Below are 16,141 nucleotides of genomic sequence, written 5' to 3' on the forward strand. Positions count from 1 at the left end.
GCGCACATCAAAATCATTGTCCTGAATAGAGAGAAATATGGATTTTCTGGCCGAATATGCGAGCTTTTTAGCAAAGACCGTCACCCTGGTGGTCGCTATTCTGGTGGTCCTGATCAGCTTCGCGGCGCTGCGCAGCAAAGGTCGTCGCAAAGCCGCCGGCCAATTGCAGGTCAGCAAGCTCAATGACTTTTACAAGGGCCTGCGTGAACGCCTGGAATCAAGTCTGCTCGACAAGGACCAGCTCAAGGCCCTGCGCAAGTCTGAAGGCAAGGCCGAAAAGAAGAAGGGCAAGCAGAAAGCCGAGGCCAAGCCACGGGTGTTTGTGTTGGATTTCGACGGCGATATCAAGGCCTCGGCCACTGAGAGCCTGCGCCATGAAATCACCGCCTTGCTGAGCCTGGCCACACCGAAAGACGAGGTGGTGCTGCGCCTGGAAAGCGGCGGCGGCATGGTCCACAGCTACGGCCTGGCGTCTTCGCAACTGGCGCGTATCCGCCAGGCGGGCGTGCCGTTGACCGTATGCATCGACAAGGTCGCAGCCAGCGGCGGCTACATGATGGCGTGCATCGGCGAGAAGATCATCAGCGCGCCGTTTGCCATCCTGGGCTCCATCGGCGTGGTCGCGCAGTTGCCCAACGTCAACCGCCTGCTGAAAAAGCACGATATCGACTTTGAAGTGCTGACCGCCGGTGAGTACAAGCGCACTCTCACGGTGTTTGGTGAAAACACCGAGAAAGGCCGCGAGAAGTTCCAGGAAGACCTGGACATTACCCATCAACTGTTCAAGAACTTCGTCTCGCGTTATCGCCCGCAGTTGGCAATCGATGAGGTAGCGACCGGAGAAGTGTGGCTGGGTGTTGCTGCCCTCGACAAGCAACTGGTCGATGAGCTGCAAACCAGTGACGAGTACCTGGCGACCAAGGCCAAGACCGCCGAGGTGTTCCACCTGCACTACGCCGAGCGCAAGAGCTTGCAGGAGCGCGTGGGCCTGGCGGCCAGCGGCTCGGTGGACCGGGTGCTGCTGACCTGGTGGAGCCGCTTGACCCAGCAGCGGTTCTGGTAATCAGGCGGCACATGGAAGACCGCAATCGCAGGCAAGCCAGCTCCCACAGTTGAACTGTGTTTATCCTGCTGCCTGCGGTGGGATCTGGGGTTTGCCGCCGGTGACGGTTTACGCCGAACCGGCCTGAAATACGTTCAAAATGTGGGAGCTGGCTTGCCTGCGAAAGCGGTGGGTCAGCCAGCATATCTGCCACTGAAAGACCGCTTTCGCAGGCAGCTCCCACAGCGGCGATATCAGGGCTCGAGTACGACTTTGAGCGACTTGTCACCACGCTCCATCACCGCAAACGCTTCCTTGAAATCCGCCAGGGCAAATGTGTGGGTGACCACGTCGCGCATGTCGATCTTGCGGTTGCCGATGAAGTCGATGGCGCGCGGGTACATGTACGGGCCCAGGTGCGAGCCCAGCACATCGAGCTCCTTGCGGTCGCCAATGATCGACCAGTCCACCGTGGCTTCGTCATTGAATACGCTGAACTCGACGAAGCGCCCCAGCTTGCGCAGCATCGCCAGGCCCTGGTTCACCGCCTTGTGGTGGCCGGTGGCTTCGATATAGATGTCGCAACCGTAACCGTCGGTGATTGCGCGGATCTTCGTCAGCACGTCGACCTCGGCCGGGTTCCACACTTCGTCGGCGCCCATGCGCAGGGCGAGGGCGGCGCGTTCGGGTTTCATGTCCAGCACGATCAGCTTTTTCGGATTGCGCATGCGCACCGCGCCGATGATGCCCAGGCCCAGCGTGCCGGCACCAGCGACCACCACCACGTCATCGAAATCCACATTGGCGCGCTCGGCGGCGTGCAGCGAGCAGGCCAGCGGCTCGATCAGGATGGCTTCGTCCGGCGCGATGGAATCCGGGACTTTATGCACGATGCCTTCCTTGGTGAAGATCATGTACTGGGCCATGGCGCCCTGCACATTGTTCTGGAAGCCATACAGGTCGTGTTTCTGGCACATCCAGTACTGGCCATGGTTGCAGAAGCGGCAGCCCCAGCACGGTACGATCTGCTCGGAAATCACCCGGTCACCGACCTTCACGCCGCGTTTTTCCGCACCGGGGCCTAATGCGACCACGCGACACACAAATTCATGGCCAGGAATCATTGGCGGTTTCACGTAGCGCGGTTGCTCGGCGTCGCCCCAGAACGAGGGCGCGCCGCGATACGTCTTGATGTCGCCCATGCAGATCCCGCACAGCTCGACCTTGGTGAGGATCTCCTCGGGACCGGGCGTGGGCACCTCGACGGTTTCCAGGCGATAGTCTTCCGGGCCATAACAGACCACGGCCTGCATGGTTTTCGGGATGACCGGGGACAATTGTTCTTGCGGGCGTTCGGTAATGGTGGACATGGCAGACCTCACGGCAAAGATGAGCTCATCGCTCCCATGCTGAGCCTGGGAGCGATCAACCGGCAACGGTTTACTTGGCGCCGCTGACTTGCTTGTACAGCGCGTCGGCGTTGGCGTTGGTCACCGGCACCCAGGGCAGGATGTAGTTCTTTGCGGTGCCATCGCCCCATTTCACCTCTTTGGCGTAGCGCTCCCATATCACCGATTGCGGCTTGTAGTCACTGCCGGCCAAGGCGCGCAGGGCCACGTCCAGTGCACCTTGGGATTGGGCCTGGGCGTCTTGCAGGAAGGTGGTGACTTCGTCTTTTTTGGCTGCCTGGATCGCATCCGGCATGCCGTCGATGGACGTGACGGGCACGTCCTTGGAGGTCAGACCGTGGGATTTCAGTGCCTGAATGGCGCCGAGCGCCATATCGTCGTTCTGCGCGATCACGCCGTTGATGCCTTTGGGGTGGGCGTTGAGCCAGTCTTCCGTCAGCGTCATGGCCTGGGCGCGGTCCCAGTTGGCGGTCTTTTTCTCAATGATCTTGATGTCCGGGTGCTTGCCGAGCACCTCCAGCTCGCCTTTTTCCCGGTCGATCTGTGCCGACTGGCCAATCGGCCCCTGGATGATCACGACATTGCCTTTGCCGTTGAGCTTGTCGACCATCGCCTGGGCCTGCAGGCGACCGCCTTCCACGTCGTCGTTGCCCACGTAGGGTACGGAAGCATCGGCTACTTTCGTATTGGAGGCGATGACCACCACGTCGTTGCTCATGGCTTGCTTGACGGTGCCCACGCCGGCCTTGGTGTCGATGGGCACGAAAAGGATGGCGTCGAAGTGCTGGGTCACCATGTTTTCGATCTGGTTGTTTTGGGTCAGCGCGTCGTAGTTGCCGTCGAACACCGTCAACTGCACGGTGCCGTCTTTCACGGCAGGGTGTTCCTTGAGCTCGCGCACCCAGTTCTGCATGAACTGGCCCTTGAGGCCATAGACCGCGGCGCCAACCTTGTAGGTCTTGCCGTCGGCGGCCAGCGCGATGCTGCTGGCGAGGAGGGAGAGGGCCGCGGCGGCGGCGAAGGTCGTACCAAGTTTCATGATGAGAACCCCGTTTTATTGTTGTAGTCAGTCGTTCGTTCATTGCCTTGTTGTGATCATATGTTTATCAAATGAAATTCTGATCAGTCAAACGCTTTCGCTAAAAACGGCAAAATAGGCTTGTTTGCCCAGTAAAAAGGCGGCTATGTCGGTCATGGCATGTTTTTTGTTGTGTTTAGCCTGATATTAATTTCATTCAATGATCATATGATCGGCAGCGGTAGGAGCCGTTCACAGATTTTGTAATAGTTTCGGACTGTGAGAAATTTCCTGTTCGCCTGTACGATTCAAGTCCTTTTGTCATCGCAGGATTTGCATGAACACCCTCTCGGAGCCTCCCAGTCGTCTCTCTCCAAGACATCCGCTGCCGCTGTTCTCTCTGAAGCATCCCGTATTCCGACTGCTAGCCTTGTACCGGTCCACCGACCGCGCCTTGCCGTGCCCGGCATTCAGAAAAACGATTGAAGAGACTCTATAAATGGAATGGTTAGCGGATCCAACGGCCTGGCTCGGCCTGTTGACCTTGATTGTGCTGGAACTGGTACTGGGCATCGACAACCTGGTGTTTATCGCGATCCTGGCGGACAAGCTGCCGCCGGAGCAGCGCGACCGTGCGCGGTTGATCGGCTTGTCCCTGGCCTTGCTGATGCGCCTGGGCCTGCTGGCGAGTATTTCCTGGCTGGTGACGCTCACTCAGCCGCTGTTCGAGGTGTTCGACAAAAGCTTCTCCGGCCGTGACCTGATCATGCTGTTTGGCGGTGTGTTCCTGCTGTTCAAGGCCACCATGGAATTGCATGAGCGTCTGGAAGGGCATGTGGCCCAGCGTTCAGGCAACGTGGCCTATGCGATGTTCTGGCCGATCGTGGCGCAGATCGTGGTGCTCGACGCGGTATTCTCCCTCGACGCGGTGATTACCGCCGTGGGCATGGTGGATGAGCTGGCAGTGATGATGATCGCGGTGATCGTGTCCATCGGCCTGATGATTATCGCGAGCAAGCCGCTGACCCGTTTCGTCAACGCGCACCCGACGGTGATCATGCTGTGCCTGGGCTTTTTGATGATGATCGGCTTCGCCCTGACCGCCGAAGGCCTGGGCTTTCATATTCCCAAGGGTTATTTGTATGCGGCGATTGGTTTCTCGATCCTGATCGAGGTGTTCAACCAGATCGCCCGGTCGCGGCGCAAAAAGTCGGCGCAAGGCGTGTTGCCGGTACGCGAACGCACGGCCCATGCGGTGATGCGTTTGCTCGGCGGGCGTAGCCTGGCGGTGGAGGAGGTGGGTGAAGACGTGGCGGACCTGCTTGGCGAGCCGGATGCTACCCAAGGCCCGCTGTTTGACCGACGCGAGCGCGTGATGATCAGCGGTGTGCTGCAACTGGCTGAACGGCCGATCCGCAGCCTGATGACGCCGCGGGCCAACGTCGACTGTATCGACCTGGCGGACGGTCCCGAGGCTATTCGTCTGAAGTTGATGCATTCGTCCTACTCGCGGCTGCCGCTGATCCGCGACGGTGCCGTCGATGAGCCGTTGGGCTTCGTGCACAAGAAGGAGTTGCTCAAGGAGTACCTGGCCGGCAACGAGCCGAACCTTGCGCACCTGGCGCGCCGGGCGATCAATTTGCTGGAAAGTTTTTCGATCCTCAATGCCTTGGAGCAGATGCGCCAGGAATCGACTCACATTGCGTTCGTGATCAACGAATTCGGCGACTTCATGGGCGTGTTGAGCATGACCGATATTCTCGAGTCCATCGCCGGTGAGTTGCCGGACGCCAGTGAGATCGCGGGCCCGGATATTGTCGAGGAGGGCGATGGCTTCCGTGCCAATGGCGCCTTGAACCTGAATCTGGTTCGTCAGCGCATCGGCTTCAAGGCTAATGCAACCCAGGACTATCAGACCCTGGCAGGTCTGGTAATGAGCCTGCTCGACCGTCTACCGGTGGTGGGCGATAGCCTGGAGCATGAGGGGTGGCGCCTGACGGTAGCGGCGGTGGAGGAGCGTCGGGTGACGCAGGTAACTCTGGAGCCTGCTGCCGGGCATAGCGGCTGAAGGTGCTTCTCAGTGTCCGCTTTTGTGTCTCCCAAGGTCCAAAGCCCTTGAGCATATCCACGATTTTTCCGTTGCGGTGAATCACAAGAAATGGAGTTCCGGTGACTATCGCGAGCTTGGGCGTTTCCTCTACGTAAAGCACCATGCTCTTCACGAACGCAGCGTATCTCTTGGCGAAGCGTTCGAACAGCACGATGGCCGGAGGGCATGCCGGGCATCCCCTCGAAACAAACAGTAGGAACACAGTTTGATGGGACGTCACCACCTGCTGATATTGCTCGTTAGTCTGAATGCCGTCGGTAGCTTGTCCCATGGTGATTTCCCGCTTGCCTGATCCATTTCTGTGCAAGCTAGCGCTCAGTTTCGCCCCCGTCTACTGTCAACCTTCACAGGCCCCCCTTACGTTCCACGCGCTCACGGGCCTTGCGCGCCTGGCTCGCGCACTTCCTGTATTCCAGATTGTCCCTTGAGGCTTTGGCCTGCCGATAACCATGGTGATTCTGGCCGGTGTAGTTGGTGCTCAAGGCTTCGTTGAGCTTGCGCAGCTCTGCCTTGCACTCGCGACGATCGCTGCTCGCCCAGGCGCTGCCGGCGGCCAGAAAGGTGAGTAACAGCAGGGTGAGACTGAACTTCATCAAGGCGTCGTCCTTTATTCGACCTGTATCCGTCAAGGCTAGCGCAGCGCAGGGATTTTTCCATCAGCGGCATGCACGGTAACGCGGCAGTGGCGCACCCGTGTGGGGCCTGTCACGGCTGCGTGGGGCCTTGGGTAGCAACGTGATTCCAAACGCTGGCGCAACGCCTTATTCCCTATCAGTGTTATCTGGCTGATTCCTAACGTATTTACCTCCTGCCTGTTTTCCTGCTGCTGCGTGTGGCACACTTTCTGCTGTCTATTCCGTTGTTACATACTAAGTTCCGGTATAGCGGAATACACAACCCCTGGAGTGCTTGTCATGCATCACCGACCTTCCGTGTTCAAAGCGTGTGTTTTTCTCTTCGCCGCATCGGCTTGCGTTGCCAGCATCGTGCAGGCAGCGGACAGCAAGCTCGATAATGTGCTCAAGCGTGGGCACCTGATCGTGGGTACAGGCAGTACCAATGCGCCGTGGCACTTCCAGGGAGCGGATGGCAAGTTACAAGGGTTTGATATCGATATCGGCCGCATCGTGGCCAAGGGCTTGTTCAATGACCCGAGCAAGGTCGAGTTCGTGGTGCAGTCGTCCGACGCGCGGATTCCCAACCTGCTGACGGACAAAGTCGACATGAGTTGCCAGTTCATCACCGTCACCGCCAGCCGTGCGCAGCAGGTGGCGTTTACCCTGCCGTACTACCGCGAAGGGGTGGGCCTGTTGCTGCCGAACAACAGCAAATACAAAGAGATCGAAGACCTGCAAGCGGCCGGCGACGACGTCACCGTGGCCGTGCTGCAAAACGTGTATGCCGAAGAACTGGTGCACCAGGCGCTGCCCAAGGCCAAGGTCGACCAGTACGACAGCGTCGACCTGATGTACCAGGCGGTGAACTCCGGTCGCGCCGACGCCGCCGCCACCGACCAGTCCTCGGTCAAATACCTGATGGTGCAGAACCCCGGCCGCTACCGCAGCCCGAGCTACGCCTGGAGCCCGCAGACCTACGCGTGCGCCGTCAAGCGTGGCGACCAGGACTGGCTGAACTTCGTCAACACGGCGCTGCATGAAGCCATGACCGGCGTGGAATTCCCGACCTACAAGGCCTCGTTCAAGCAATGGTTCGGCGTGGATCTGCCAGAGCCTGCGATTGGGTTCCCTGTCGAATTCAAGTGATTCGTGAAAACCGCGGCGCCGCGCGCGGCGCCTCCCTCAGGTACTGTCCAAGATGAACTATCAGTTGAATTTTGCCGCCGTCTGGCGTGATTTCGACACCTTGCTGGCGGGGCTGTGGCTGGGCCTGGAACTGGCGTTGCTGTCGATCGCCATTGGCTGCGTGATCGGCCTGCTGATGGCGTTCGCCATGCTGTCCAGGCACCGCGCGTTGCGCATCCTCGCCTCGGTGTACGTCACGGTGGTGCGCAATACACCGATCCTGGTGCTGATCCTGTTGATCTACTTCGCGTTGCCCAGCCTGGGCATCCGCCTGGACAAGATCCCGTCATTCATCATCACCCTGTCGCTGTACGCCGGTGCCTACCTGACCGAAGTGTTCCGCGCCGGGCTGCTGAACATTCCCAAGGGCTTGCGTGAAGCCGGGTTGGCCATCGGCCTGGGTGAGTGGCGTATCCGCGCCTACATCACCGTGCCGGTGATGCTGCGCAACGTGCTGCCGGCACTGTCGAACAATTTCATTTCGTTGTTCAAGGACACTTCCCTGGCCGCCGCCATCGCAGTGCCCGAGCTGACCTATTACGCCCGCAAGATCAACGTCGAGAGCTACCGGGTGATTGAAACCTGGTTGGTCACGACCGCGCTCTACGTGGCTGCCTGTTACCTCATTGCCATGTTGCTCCGTTATCTTGAGCAGCGTCTGGCGATCCGTCGTTAGGAGCGGCTTGCATGTACCCATCCCCCAGCTGGCTGCAGGAGTTGTGGATCGCCCGGGATACCCTCTGGGCGGGCTTTCAAACCAGCGTGTACGTCTCGGCGCTGGCGATTATCTTTGGCACCCTGATCGGCATCGTTGCCGGGTTGGTGCTGACCTACGGCAGGTTCTGGATGCGCGCGCCGTTCCGTCTGTATGTCGACCTGATCCGTGGCACGCCGGTGTTTGTGCTGGTGCTGGCGTGTTTCTACATGCTGCCGGCGCTCGGTTGGCAGATCAGCGCCTTCCAGGCCGGCGCCGTCGGCCTCACGCTGTTTTGCGGCTCCCACGTCGCGGAAATCGTGCGCGGTGCGCTGCAAGCCATTCCCCGTGGACAACTGGAAGCGGGCAAGGCGATCGGCCTGACATTCCCGCAGTCCCTGGGTTACGTGCTGTTGCCTCAGGCGCTGCGCCAGATCCTGCCGACCTGGGTCAATTCCTCCACGGAAATCGTCAAGGCGTCCACCTTGCTCTCGGTGATCGGCGTGGCCGAGTTGCTGCTGAGCACCCAGCAAGTGATCGCACGCACCTTCATGACCCTGGAGTTCTACCTGTTCGCCGGGTTTCTGTTTTTTGTCATCAACTACGCCATCGAATTATTCGGGCGCTACATTGAAAAGCGGGTGGCCTTGCCATGAACCAACCTCAAACCAACCCACCGCTGCTGGACATCCGTGGCCTGCGCAAGCAATACGGCGAGGTCGAAGTGCTCAAGGGCGTCGACCTGTCCATGCAGCGCGGCAACGTGGTGACCTTGATCGGTTCCAGCGGCTCGGGCAAGACCACGCTGCTGCGCTGCGTCAACCTGCTGGAAGAATTCCAGGGCGGGCAGATCACCCTGGACGGCGAGTCCATCGGCTACAGCGACATCGCTGGCAAGCGCGTGCGTCACTCTGAACGCGTGATCTCCCAGCACCGTGCAATGACCGGCATGGCGTTCCAGCAGTTCAACCTGTTCCCGCATTTGACGGCATTGCAGAACGTGACCCTGGGCTTGTTGAAAGTTAAGAAAATGCCTAAGGACGAGGCGGTGGCATTGGCGGAAAAATGGCTCGATCGTGTAGGACTTCTAGAGCGCCGCAATCACTTCCCCGGTCAGCTGTCCGGCGGCCAGCAACAGCGCGTGGCGATTGCCCGCGCGATTGCCATGAACCCCAGCCTGATGCTGTTCGATGAAGTGACCTCAGCCCTGGATCCGGAGTTGGTGGGCGAAGTCCTCAGCGTGATCAAGGGCCTGGCGGAAGAGGGCATGACCATGTTGCTGGTCACCCACGAAATGCGCTTTGCCTATGAAGTGTCGGACCAGATCGTGTTCATGAACCAGGGCCGCATTGAGGAGCAGGGCAGCGCCAAGGCTATTTTCGAACGCCCGCAGTCGCCGCGACTGGCGGAATTTCTCAAGAACATTCGTTTTTAATCAAGGAGCTATTGTATGAGTATTACGCGTTACGGTGCCGGTAGCACAGCCGGCGGTGGCCAGCCACGTCCTTTCGCCCGTGCGGTGGAAGCGGACGGTTGGTTGTACGTCTCAGGCCAGGTGCCTGCGGTGGACGGAGAAATCATCAGCGGCGGAATCATCGAGCAAACCCGCCAGACCATGCGCAACGTGGTGGCGATTCTTGAAGAAGCCGGCTACGAACTCAAAGACGTGGTGCGCGTTGGCGTATGGCTGGAAGACCCACGGGACTTCTGGAGTTTCAACAAAGTGTTCGGCGAATACTTCACCCCGGAACACGCCCCGGCGCGCGCCTGTGTGCAGGCCAACATGATGGTCGATTGCAAGGTGGAGATTGATTGCGTGGCCTACAAGAAAAAAGGCTAAATGCCCCAATCTGAAGCCCAAAGCAGATCACATGTGGGAGCTGGCTTGCCTGCGATGACGGAGTGTCAGACAGCACCTGCGCCACTGACCCACCGCAATCACGGGCAAGCCCGTTCCCACAGGGAATCGCTGTGCGGCACACAACTCTGACCGGACCCACACCACCATGACCGAAGACACCATCAAACGCCGCGCCAAAGGCCTGGACCGTGCATTCGATATCCTCGATTTTCTCAAGGAAATCGGCCAGCCGCTGCGCCCGAATGATATTGCCAGCGGCATCGGCAGCCCCAAATCCACGGTCTATGAATTGGTCGCGTCGCTGCTCGAACGGCGCATCCTGGAAACGGTGGGCAAGGACGGTCACGTCTACCTCGGTCGCCAGCTGTACTTTCTCGGCCAGGCGCACCTGCGCCATTTCGACCTGACCCGCGAAGCCGACCACGCTTTGCAGGAGATCGTCAGCCAGACCCACGAAACCGCGCAGATGTGCCTGCTCAACGGGCGCAAATACACGGTGGCGCTGATGCGCGAAGGCGAGCGGCATTTCCGCATTTCTTCGGACATCGGCGAAAACGCGCCGATCCCCTGGACCGCTTCCGGGCGCCTGTTGCTGGGGCACCTGAGCGACCAGCAGATCGTCGACCTGATCGACCCCGACGACTTTATCCTGCCGGACGGCCAGCGCCTGGCGCTGGACACCTTCCTGGCGCAGATCCGTCAGGCCAGCCTCGATGGCTTCTTTTCCTTCGACAGCGTGGCCGACACCTTTACCCATTGCTTTGCCGCCCCGGTGCGGGACGCGCAAGGCATCAGCGTTGCGACCCTGTGCATCGTCGCCCCACGGGCCGATGCGCTCAAAAACTACAGCAGCTATCGCCGGGTGTTGATCGACAGCGCCAATAACCTGGCCCGGCGCATCAACGAATAGGAGTTTTCCATGTCTGCCATCAACGCCGTTGAAAAGGGCGCCGCCGCCGCCGGTGCCCACCTGGTCCGCGACGTCAGCCTGCCCGCCCTGGTGCTGCACCGTGATGCCCTGGAACACAACATCCGCTGGATGCAAGACTTTGTCAGCAGGAGCGGCGCCGAACTGGCGCCCCATGGCAAGACCAGCATGATGCCCGCGCTGTTCCAGCGCCAGATCGCCGCAGGCGCCTGGGGCATTACCCTGGCCAACGCGGTACAGACCCGAGCCGCCTATGCCGGCGGTGTGCGTCGCGTGCTGATGGCCAACCAACTGGTGGGCGCGCCGAACATGGCGTTGATCGCTGACCTGTTGGCCGACAAGGATTTCGACTTCCACTGCATGGTCGACCACCCGGACAACGTCGCCGACCTGGGCCTGTTCTTCGCGGCCCGTGGCCTGCGCCTGAACGTGATGATCGAATACGGCGTGGTCGGCGGCCGTTGCGGCTGCCGCAGCGAGCAGGAAGTGCGCGACCTAGCCAAGGCGATCAAGGCCCAGCCCGCCCTGGCCCTGACCGGTATCGAAGGCTATGAAGGCGTGATCCATGGTGAGCATGCGATCAGCGGCATCCGCGACTTCGCCGCCAGCCTGGTGCGCCTGGCGGTGGACCTGCAGAACAATGGCTCTTTTGACCTGCCCAAGCCCATCGTCACGGCGTCGGGTTCGGCCTGGTATGACCTGATCGCCGAGTCTTTCGAAGCGCAGAACGCCGCCGGCCGCTTCCTCAGCGTGCTGCGCCCGGGCAGCTACGTAGCCCACGACCACGGTATCTACAAAGACGCCCAATGCTGCGTACTCGAGCGCCGCAGCGACCTCAGCGAAGGCCTGCGCCCGGCCCTGGAAGTCTGGGCCCACGTGCAATCGCTGCCTGAGCCGGGCTTTGCGGTGATCGCCCTGGGCAAGCGCGACGTGGCCTATGACGCGGGGTTGCCGGTGCCGCTCAAGCGTTACAAGGCCGGGGTTATGCCGGCGCAAGGCGATGATGTGAGCGCGTGCAAGGTGACGGCGGTGATGGACCAGCATGCGTTCATGAGCGTGGCACCCGGGGTTGAACTGCGCATTGGCGACATTATTTCGTTCGGCACTTCGCACCCTTGCCTGACCTTCGACAAGTGGCAAGTGGGTTGTCTGGTGGATGAGCAAATGCAGGTGGTTGAGTGTTTGCGTACCTGCTTCTAGACCAAGTCGCTGCCATCGCAGGCAAGCCAGCTCCCACATTGACCGCGTTTTAATTGTAGGAATGCAGTCAACTGTGGGAGCGGGCTTGCTCGCGAAGAGGCCATCAGCCACACCCGAGAAATAAGCCATGACTTCCCAGCCCCACATCGCCCTCATCGGCGAATGCATGATCGAACTGCAACACCGCGCCGACGGCAGCCTGCACCAGAGCTTCGGCGGCGACACCTTGAACGCGGCGGTGTACCTGCGCCGCGAGCTGGGCGATAACGGCAGCGTCGACTATGTCACCGCCCTGGGCGACGACAGTTTCAGCGATGCCATGTGCAAACACTGGGCGCAAGAAGGCCTGGGCCTGTCCAGGGTCCAGCGCTTGCCTGGCCGTTTGCCCGGTTTGTACTGCATCCAGACCGATGCCCATGGCGAGCGAAAATTCCTTTACTGGCGCAACGAGGCCGCCGTGCGTGACTGTTTCACCACGCCCGCAGCCGAGCCGATCCTGGCGGCCTTGCCGAAGTATGACGTGGTGTATTTCAGCGGGATCTCCCTGGCCGTGCTGGGTGAGGTCGGTCGCGAGCGTTTGCTGCAGGCGCTGATCGAGACCCGGAGGCGTGGTGGCAAGGTGGTGTTCGACAACAATTACCGGCCACGGCTGTGGGCCGATGTCGAGGCGGCGCGCGTGGCTTATCGCTCGGTGTTGGCCGAGGTGGATATCGCCTTGCTCACCGAGGATGACGAACGCGCGTTGTTTGGCCATGCCGACAGTGAGCAGGTGTTTGCGGCGTATCCAAATATTGAAGAGGTCGTGCTCAAGCGGGGGGCGGAGGCGTGCCTGATCCGTTGCAAGGGCGAGCGCTTTGCAGTGCCGGCACTGAAGGTGGAGACGGTGGTGGATACGACGGCGGCGGGGGATTCGTTCAGTGCGGCGTATTTGGCCGGTCGGCTTAGAGGCGGTTCACCGCAAGAGGCCGCTTTGGCAGGGCATCGGTTGGCCAGTCGGGTCATTCAAGTGCCGGGGGCCTTGATTCCCAGGTGAATCGCCGCCTGCGGCGGTTCGCAGGCAAGCCAGCTCCCACAGTTGACCGCGTTTCTCCAATTGGAATGCGGTCACCTGTGGGAGCTGGCTTGCCTGCGATAGCGGCCTGGAGCCAACCCCTCAATCGCGGTAAAACACCTGCACCAGGTGATACCCGAACTTGCTCTTGATCGGGCCATGCACCACCTTCACCGGCTTCTTGAAGATCACCGCATCAATCGCCCCCACCATCTGCCCAGGCCGCACTTCACCCAAGTCACCGCCACGCTTGCCCGAGGGGCAGGTGGAGTACTTCTTGGCCAGTACATCAAACGCTTCGCCCTTGGCGATGCGCTGCTTGAGTTGTTCGGCTTCTTCGCTGGTTTTCACCAGGATATGACGGGCTTGGGCTTTCATGGGGATCTACCGGGTGGGCGACGGCGCGCGATTATGCCTGAACTCATTGCGCCACGCTGATCATGCCGCGGATTTTCGTGGCCAGCAGGTCGATGGAAAACGGCTTGGCGATCATGTCCATGCCTGCTTCGAGGAAACCCTGACGCTCGGCGGCTTTTTCGGCGTAACCGGTCATGAACAGCACCTTGAGCCCCGGCCTGTGCTGGCGCGCAATTTCCGCCAACTGCCGGCCGTTCATGCCCGGCAGGCCGACGTCGGTGACCAGCAGGTCCACGCGCAGGTCCGACTCCAGCAGCGGCAGCGCGGCCCGTGCGTCGGCCGCCTGGTGCGCGGTGTAGCCCAGTTCATCGAGCACATTGACCACCAGCATGCGCACCGCCGGATCGTCCTCGACCACCACCACGGCCTCGCCGGCCAGGGCCAGCGGCGCCTCGCTCAAGTGGGCGGGCAGGTTGCTTTCCAGCGACGTACCGAACAGGCGTGGCAGGTACAGGCGCACACGCGTACCCTGGCCCGGCTCGCTCTGGATGGTCACGTGGCCGCCGGACTGCTGGGCAAACCCGTAGATCATCGACAGCCCCAGGCCGGTGCCCTGGCCGATGGGTTTGGTGGTGAAGAACGGGTCGAACGCCTTGGCCAGGATCTTCGGCGCCATGCCGGTGCCGTTGTCGCACACGCCAAGCATCACGTAGTCGCCGGCCTTGACCGGTTCAAGGGTGGTGATGTCGCTACCGTCCAGGTAGCTGTTGGCGGTCTCGATCAGGATTTCACCGCCGTCGGGCATGGCGTCGCGGGCGTTGATCACCAGGTTGAGCAAGGCGTTTTCCAGCTGGCTGGCGTCGGTGTTGACCGGCCAGATATCGCGCCCCAGTCGCACCTTGAGGTCGATGTGCGCGCCCTTGGTACGGCGGAACAACTCTTCCAGGGACGCCACCAACTGGTTCGGGTCCAGCGGGCGAAGGTCCAGCGATTGACGCCGCGAGAAGGCCAGCAACCGATGGGTAAGGGCGGCGGCACGGCGGGCCGAAGACACGGCGGCATCGGTAAAGCGGCCGATCTCGTCACTGCGCCCGGCGGCGATATAGCGCTGCATCAGGTCGAGGCTGCCGATGATGCCGGTGAGCATATTGTTGAAGTCATGGGCGATGCCGCCGGTGAGCTGACCCACGGCCTCCATCTTCTGCGCATGGCGCAGGGCGTCTTCGGCGCGCTCGCGCTCGTACATCTCGTTTTGCAGGCGCTGGTTGGCCTCGGCCAGCGCCTGGGTGCGCTGGGCCACGCGCTCTTCGAGATTTTCGTTGAGGTGGCGCAGGGCTTCTTCGGTGAGTTTGCGTTCGGTTTCATCGATCACAAAGATGTAGAACCCATTTACCGAGCCGTCATTGCTGAAGCGCGGCAGGTACTTCATCAAGGCATGGCGCGGCCGGCCGTCGCGGTGCGGTGTGACGGTCATGAAACTGCAGGCCTTGCCCTTGAGCGCGGCGGCGATCTTGTCGGCACGGCCGGCATATACCTCGTCGCCGAGCACGTCGCGGATGGTCCTGCCGTACAGCTCCTGGGGGGTCATGCCGTACCATTCCAGGTACGCGCTGTTGTTCAGGCGAAAGCGTTCTTCATGGTCGACGTAGCCGATCAGCACCGGCATGGCGTTGATGATCAGTTGCAATTCGGTCTGGCTTTGGCGCAGGGCCTGCTCGGTGTTCTTGCGCTCGGTAAGGTCCAGCGCGGCACCGAGGAACCGCGCGGGGCGGCCCTGATGATCCTTATAGCAGCGGCCCCGGGCAAATACCCAGCGCACCTGGCCGTCGGCCTGCAATAGCCGGTATTCCTCGGCGTATTCGGTACCGAAGGTAATGCAATGCTTGATGCTGCGCGCCACCATGCCGCGGTCTTCGGGGTGTACGCCTTGCAGGTAGTCGCTGATCGGCAGCCGGTCCGCGTCGCTGGGGGCCACGCCATGCAGGTAGGCGAAGTGCGCGTCGGCGATGAAGCGGTCTTCGCCGATATCCCAATCCCAGGTGCCCACCGCGTCGGTGGCCGCCAGGGCGAGCTGCAGGCGTTGTTCGGTGTTGTGCTGGGCCTTGCGGCGCTCGTTGGTTTCGATGGCGGTGACCAGGATACCGGCGACGTTGGCGCTTTCGTCGCGGATCGGGCTGTAGGTCAGGTCCAGCCAGATTTCGGTGTCGCGGTTATGGCGTTGCAGCACGAAACGCTGCTCGCTGAAGGTGCGCACCTGGCCGCTGAGCACGGCCTCATAGATGGGCCGGGTAAAGCTTTCCAGCTCCGGCCAGGTCTGGTGTGTCGGCTGGCCCATCGCATCCGGGTGTTTGTTGCCGGCCAGCAGGGCGAAGCCGTCGTTATAGACTTGCGTGAGCTGCTTGCCCCACAGCAGCAGCATCGGCATCGGCGAATGCACGACGATGTCCACTGCGGTGCGCAGGCTTTGCGGCCATTCATTGGCCTCACCGAGGGGGCTTTGCGCCCAGTCCAACCGCGCAATCAATGCGGCGGTTTCGCTGCCGGTGGATGTTCCATTCATGAAAAAGCCCTGAGCGTAACGCTTTGAAAAATGACAACACCCATTATCCCGCGAGTCGGGACTGAGTGACTACCCCGGAAAAATAGCACGCATTGGCGGTTTGTCTTTA

Annotated in this window: 15 protein-coding genes; 10 read left to right on the plus strand and 5 right to left on the minus strand. The window is 61.0% G+C overall.

Going from position 1 to position 16,141, the window contains the following annotated elements:
• Nucleotides 1-37: 37 nt before the first annotated feature.
• Nucleotides 38-1,063 (plus strand): protease SohB, encoded by a 1,026-nt coding sequence (gene sohB, locus KVG91_RS22220; RefSeq protein ID WP_169378455.1) that lies wholly within the window; start codon nucleotides 38-40, stop codon nucleotides 1,061-1,063.
• Nucleotides 1,064-1,296: 233 nt separating this feature from the next.
• On the opposite strand, the gene KVG91_RS22225 is transcribed toward sohB, so the two are convergent.
• Together KVG91_RS22225 and KVG91_RS22230 are read right to left on the minus strand one after the other, a co-directional pair.
• Nucleotides 1,297-2,412: an MDR/zinc-dependent alcohol dehydrogenase-like family protein gene (locus KVG91_RS22225; RefSeq protein ID WP_169378456.1), complete on the minus strand. Its 1,116-nt coding sequence runs from the start codon at nucleotides 2,410-2,412 to the stop codon at nucleotides 1,297-1,299.
• Nucleotides 2,413-2,482: 70 nt separating this feature from the next.
• The gene (locus tag KVG91_RS22230) at nucleotides 2,483-3,490 is read right to left on the minus strand and encodes a substrate-binding domain-containing protein (protein ID WP_169378457.1); all 1,008 of its coding nucleotides are present in this window, start codon (nucleotides 3,488-3,490) and stop codon (nucleotides 2,483-2,485) included.
• Nucleotides 3,491-3,968: 478 nt separating this feature from the next.
• Between KVG91_RS22230 and KVG91_RS22235 the strand changes: the two genes are divergently transcribed.
• Nucleotides 3,969-5,537 carry a TerC family protein gene (locus KVG91_RS22235; RefSeq protein WP_169378458.1) on the plus strand — a complete coding sequence of 523 codons (1,569 nt, stop codon included), beginning with the start codon at nucleotides 3,969-3,971 and terminating at the stop codon, nucleotides 5,535-5,537.
• 386 nt (nucleotides 5,538-5,923) lie between these two features.
• Here the strand turns inward: KVG91_RS22235 and KVG91_RS22240 are convergent, their stop codons facing one another.
• Nucleotides 5,924-6,172, minus strand: a complete 249-nt coding sequence (locus KVG91_RS22240; RefSeq protein WP_169378459.1) for a hypothetical protein — start codon at nucleotides 6,170-6,172, stop codon at nucleotides 5,924-5,926.
• 321 nt (nucleotides 6,173-6,493) lie between these two features.
• Here KVG91_RS22240 and KVG91_RS22245 point away from each other — a divergent pair, with 321 nt between their 5' ends.
• From KVG91_RS22245 to KVG91_RS22280, 8 genes are all read left to right on the plus strand, one after another.
• A complete protein-coding gene (locus tag KVG91_RS22245) occupies nucleotides 6,494-7,342 on the plus strand; it encodes a transporter substrate-binding domain-containing protein (protein WP_169378460.1) in 849 nt (282 codons plus the stop codon).
• Nucleotides 7,343-7,394: 52 nt separating this feature from the next.
• Entirely contained in the window at nucleotides 7,395-8,057 is a 663-nt protein-coding gene (locus tag KVG91_RS22250; protein ID WP_010564617.1) for an amino acid ABC transporter permease, read from the plus strand.
• Nucleotides 8,058-8,068: 11 nt separating this feature from the next.
• Nucleotides 8,069-8,731: an amino acid ABC transporter permease gene (locus KVG91_RS22255; RefSeq protein ID WP_169378461.1), complete on the plus strand. Its 663-nt coding sequence runs from the start codon at nucleotides 8,069-8,071 to the stop codon at nucleotides 8,729-8,731.
• The gene (locus KVG91_RS22260) at nucleotides 8,728-9,510 is read left to right on the plus strand and encodes an amino acid ABC transporter ATP-binding protein (protein WP_169378462.1); all 783 of its coding nucleotides are present in this window, start codon (nucleotides 8,728-8,730) and stop codon (nucleotides 9,508-9,510) included. The genes KVG91_RS22255 and KVG91_RS22260 overlap by 4 nt, the downstream gene beginning before the upstream one ends.
• Nucleotides 9,511-9,525: 15 nt before the next feature.
• Complete coding sequence (locus KVG91_RS22265; RefSeq protein WP_090403356.1) at nucleotides 9,526-9,915, plus strand: RidA family protein; 390 nt, start codon at nucleotides 9,526-9,528, stop codon at nucleotides 9,913-9,915.
• Nucleotides 9,916-10,081: 166 nt separating this feature from the next.
• On the plus strand, nucleotides 10,082-10,846 hold the full coding sequence (locus tag KVG91_RS22270) for an IclR family transcriptional regulator (protein WP_169378463.1): 765 nt from the start codon (nucleotides 10,082-10,084) through the stop codon (nucleotides 10,844-10,846).
• Between the two features lie 9 nt (nucleotides 10,847-10,855).
• On the plus strand, nucleotides 10,856-12,064 hold the full coding sequence (locus KVG91_RS22275) for an amino acid deaminase (protein WP_169378464.1): 1,209 nt from the start codon (nucleotides 10,856-10,858) through the stop codon (nucleotides 12,062-12,064).
• Between the two features lie 127 nt (nucleotides 12,065-12,191).
• Nucleotides 12,192-13,097 (plus strand): sugar kinase, encoded by a 906-nt coding sequence (locus KVG91_RS22280; protein ID WP_169378465.1) that lies wholly within the window; start codon nucleotides 12,192-12,194, stop codon nucleotides 13,095-13,097.
• A gap of 120 nt (nucleotides 13,098-13,217) precedes the next feature.
• Here the strand turns inward: KVG91_RS22280 and KVG91_RS22285 are convergent, their stop codons facing one another.
• Entirely contained in the window at nucleotides 13,218-13,493 is a 276-nt protein-coding gene (locus tag KVG91_RS22285; protein ID WP_003174397.1) for a peptidylprolyl isomerase, read from the minus strand.
• A 43-nt stretch (nucleotides 13,494-13,536) separates the two neighbouring features.
• Nucleotides 13,537-16,032: a hybrid sensor histidine kinase/response regulator gene (locus tag KVG91_RS22290; protein ID WP_169378466.1), complete on the minus strand. Its 2,496-nt coding sequence runs from the start codon at nucleotides 16,030-16,032 to the stop codon at nucleotides 13,537-13,539.
• Nucleotides 16,033-16,141 lie beyond the last annotated feature (109 nt).

Origin of the sequence: Pseudomonas azadiae (assembly GCF_019145355.1) — a bacterium.
Lineage (GTDB): Bacteria > Pseudomonadota > Gammaproteobacteria > Pseudomonadales > Pseudomonadaceae > Aquipseudomonas > Aquipseudomonas azadiae.

Bases quoted from the DNA above. Each gene is read 5' to 3' on its own strand.
- KVG91_RS22255 (WP_169378461.1), top strand. From the start codon at position 8,069: ATGTACCCATCCCCCAGCTGGCTGCAGGAGTTGTGGATCGCCCGGGAT.
- KVG91_RS22275 (WP_169378464.1), top strand. From the start codon at position 10,856: ATGTCTGCCATCAACGCCGTTGAAAAGGGCGCCGCCGCCGCCGGTGCC.
- KVG91_RS22290 (WP_169378466.1), bottom strand. From the start codon at position 16,032: ATGAATGGAACATCCACCGGCAGCGAAACCGCCGCATTGATTGCGCGG.
- KVG91_RS22285 (WP_003174397.1), bottom strand. From the start codon at position 13,493: ATGAAAGCCCAAGCCCGTCATATCCTGGTGAAAACCAGCGAAGAAGCC.
- KVG91_RS22265 (WP_090403356.1), top strand. From the start codon at position 9,526: ATGAGTATTACGCGTTACGGTGCCGGTAGCACAGCCGGCGGTGGCCAG.
- KVG91_RS22230 (WP_169378457.1), bottom strand. From the start codon at position 3,490: ATGAAACTTGGTACGACCTTCGCCGCCGCCGCGGCCCTCTCCCTCCTC.
- KVG91_RS22225 (WP_169378456.1), bottom strand. From the start codon at position 2,412: ATGTCCACCATTACCGAACGCCCGCAAGAACAATTGTCCCCGGTCATC.
- KVG91_RS22235 (WP_169378458.1), top strand. From the start codon at position 3,969: ATGGAATGGTTAGCGGATCCAACGGCCTGGCTCGGCCTGTTGACCTTG.
- KVG91_RS22245 (WP_169378460.1), top strand. From the start codon at position 6,494: ATGCATCACCGACCTTCCGTGTTCAAAGCGTGTGTTTTTCTCTTCGCC.
- KVG91_RS22280 (WP_169378465.1), top strand. From the start codon at position 12,192: ATGACTTCCCAGCCCCACATCGCCCTCATCGGCGAATGCATGATCGAA.
- sohB (WP_169378455.1), top strand. From the start codon at position 38: ATGGATTTTCTGGCCGAATATGCGAGCTTTTTAGCAAAGACCGTCACC.
- KVG91_RS22240 (WP_169378459.1), bottom strand. From the start codon at position 6,172: ATGAAGTTCAGTCTCACCCTGCTGTTACTCACCTTTCTGGCCGCCGGC.
- KVG91_RS22260 (WP_169378462.1), top strand. From the start codon at position 8,728: ATGAACCAACCTCAAACCAACCCACCGCTGCTGGACATCCGTGGCCTG.
- KVG91_RS22250 (WP_010564617.1), top strand. From the start codon at position 7,395: ATGAACTATCAGTTGAATTTTGCCGCCGTCTGGCGTGATTTCGACACC.
- KVG91_RS22270 (WP_169378463.1), top strand. From the start codon at position 10,082: ATGACCGAAGACACCATCAAACGCCGCGCCAAAGGCCTGGACCGTGCA.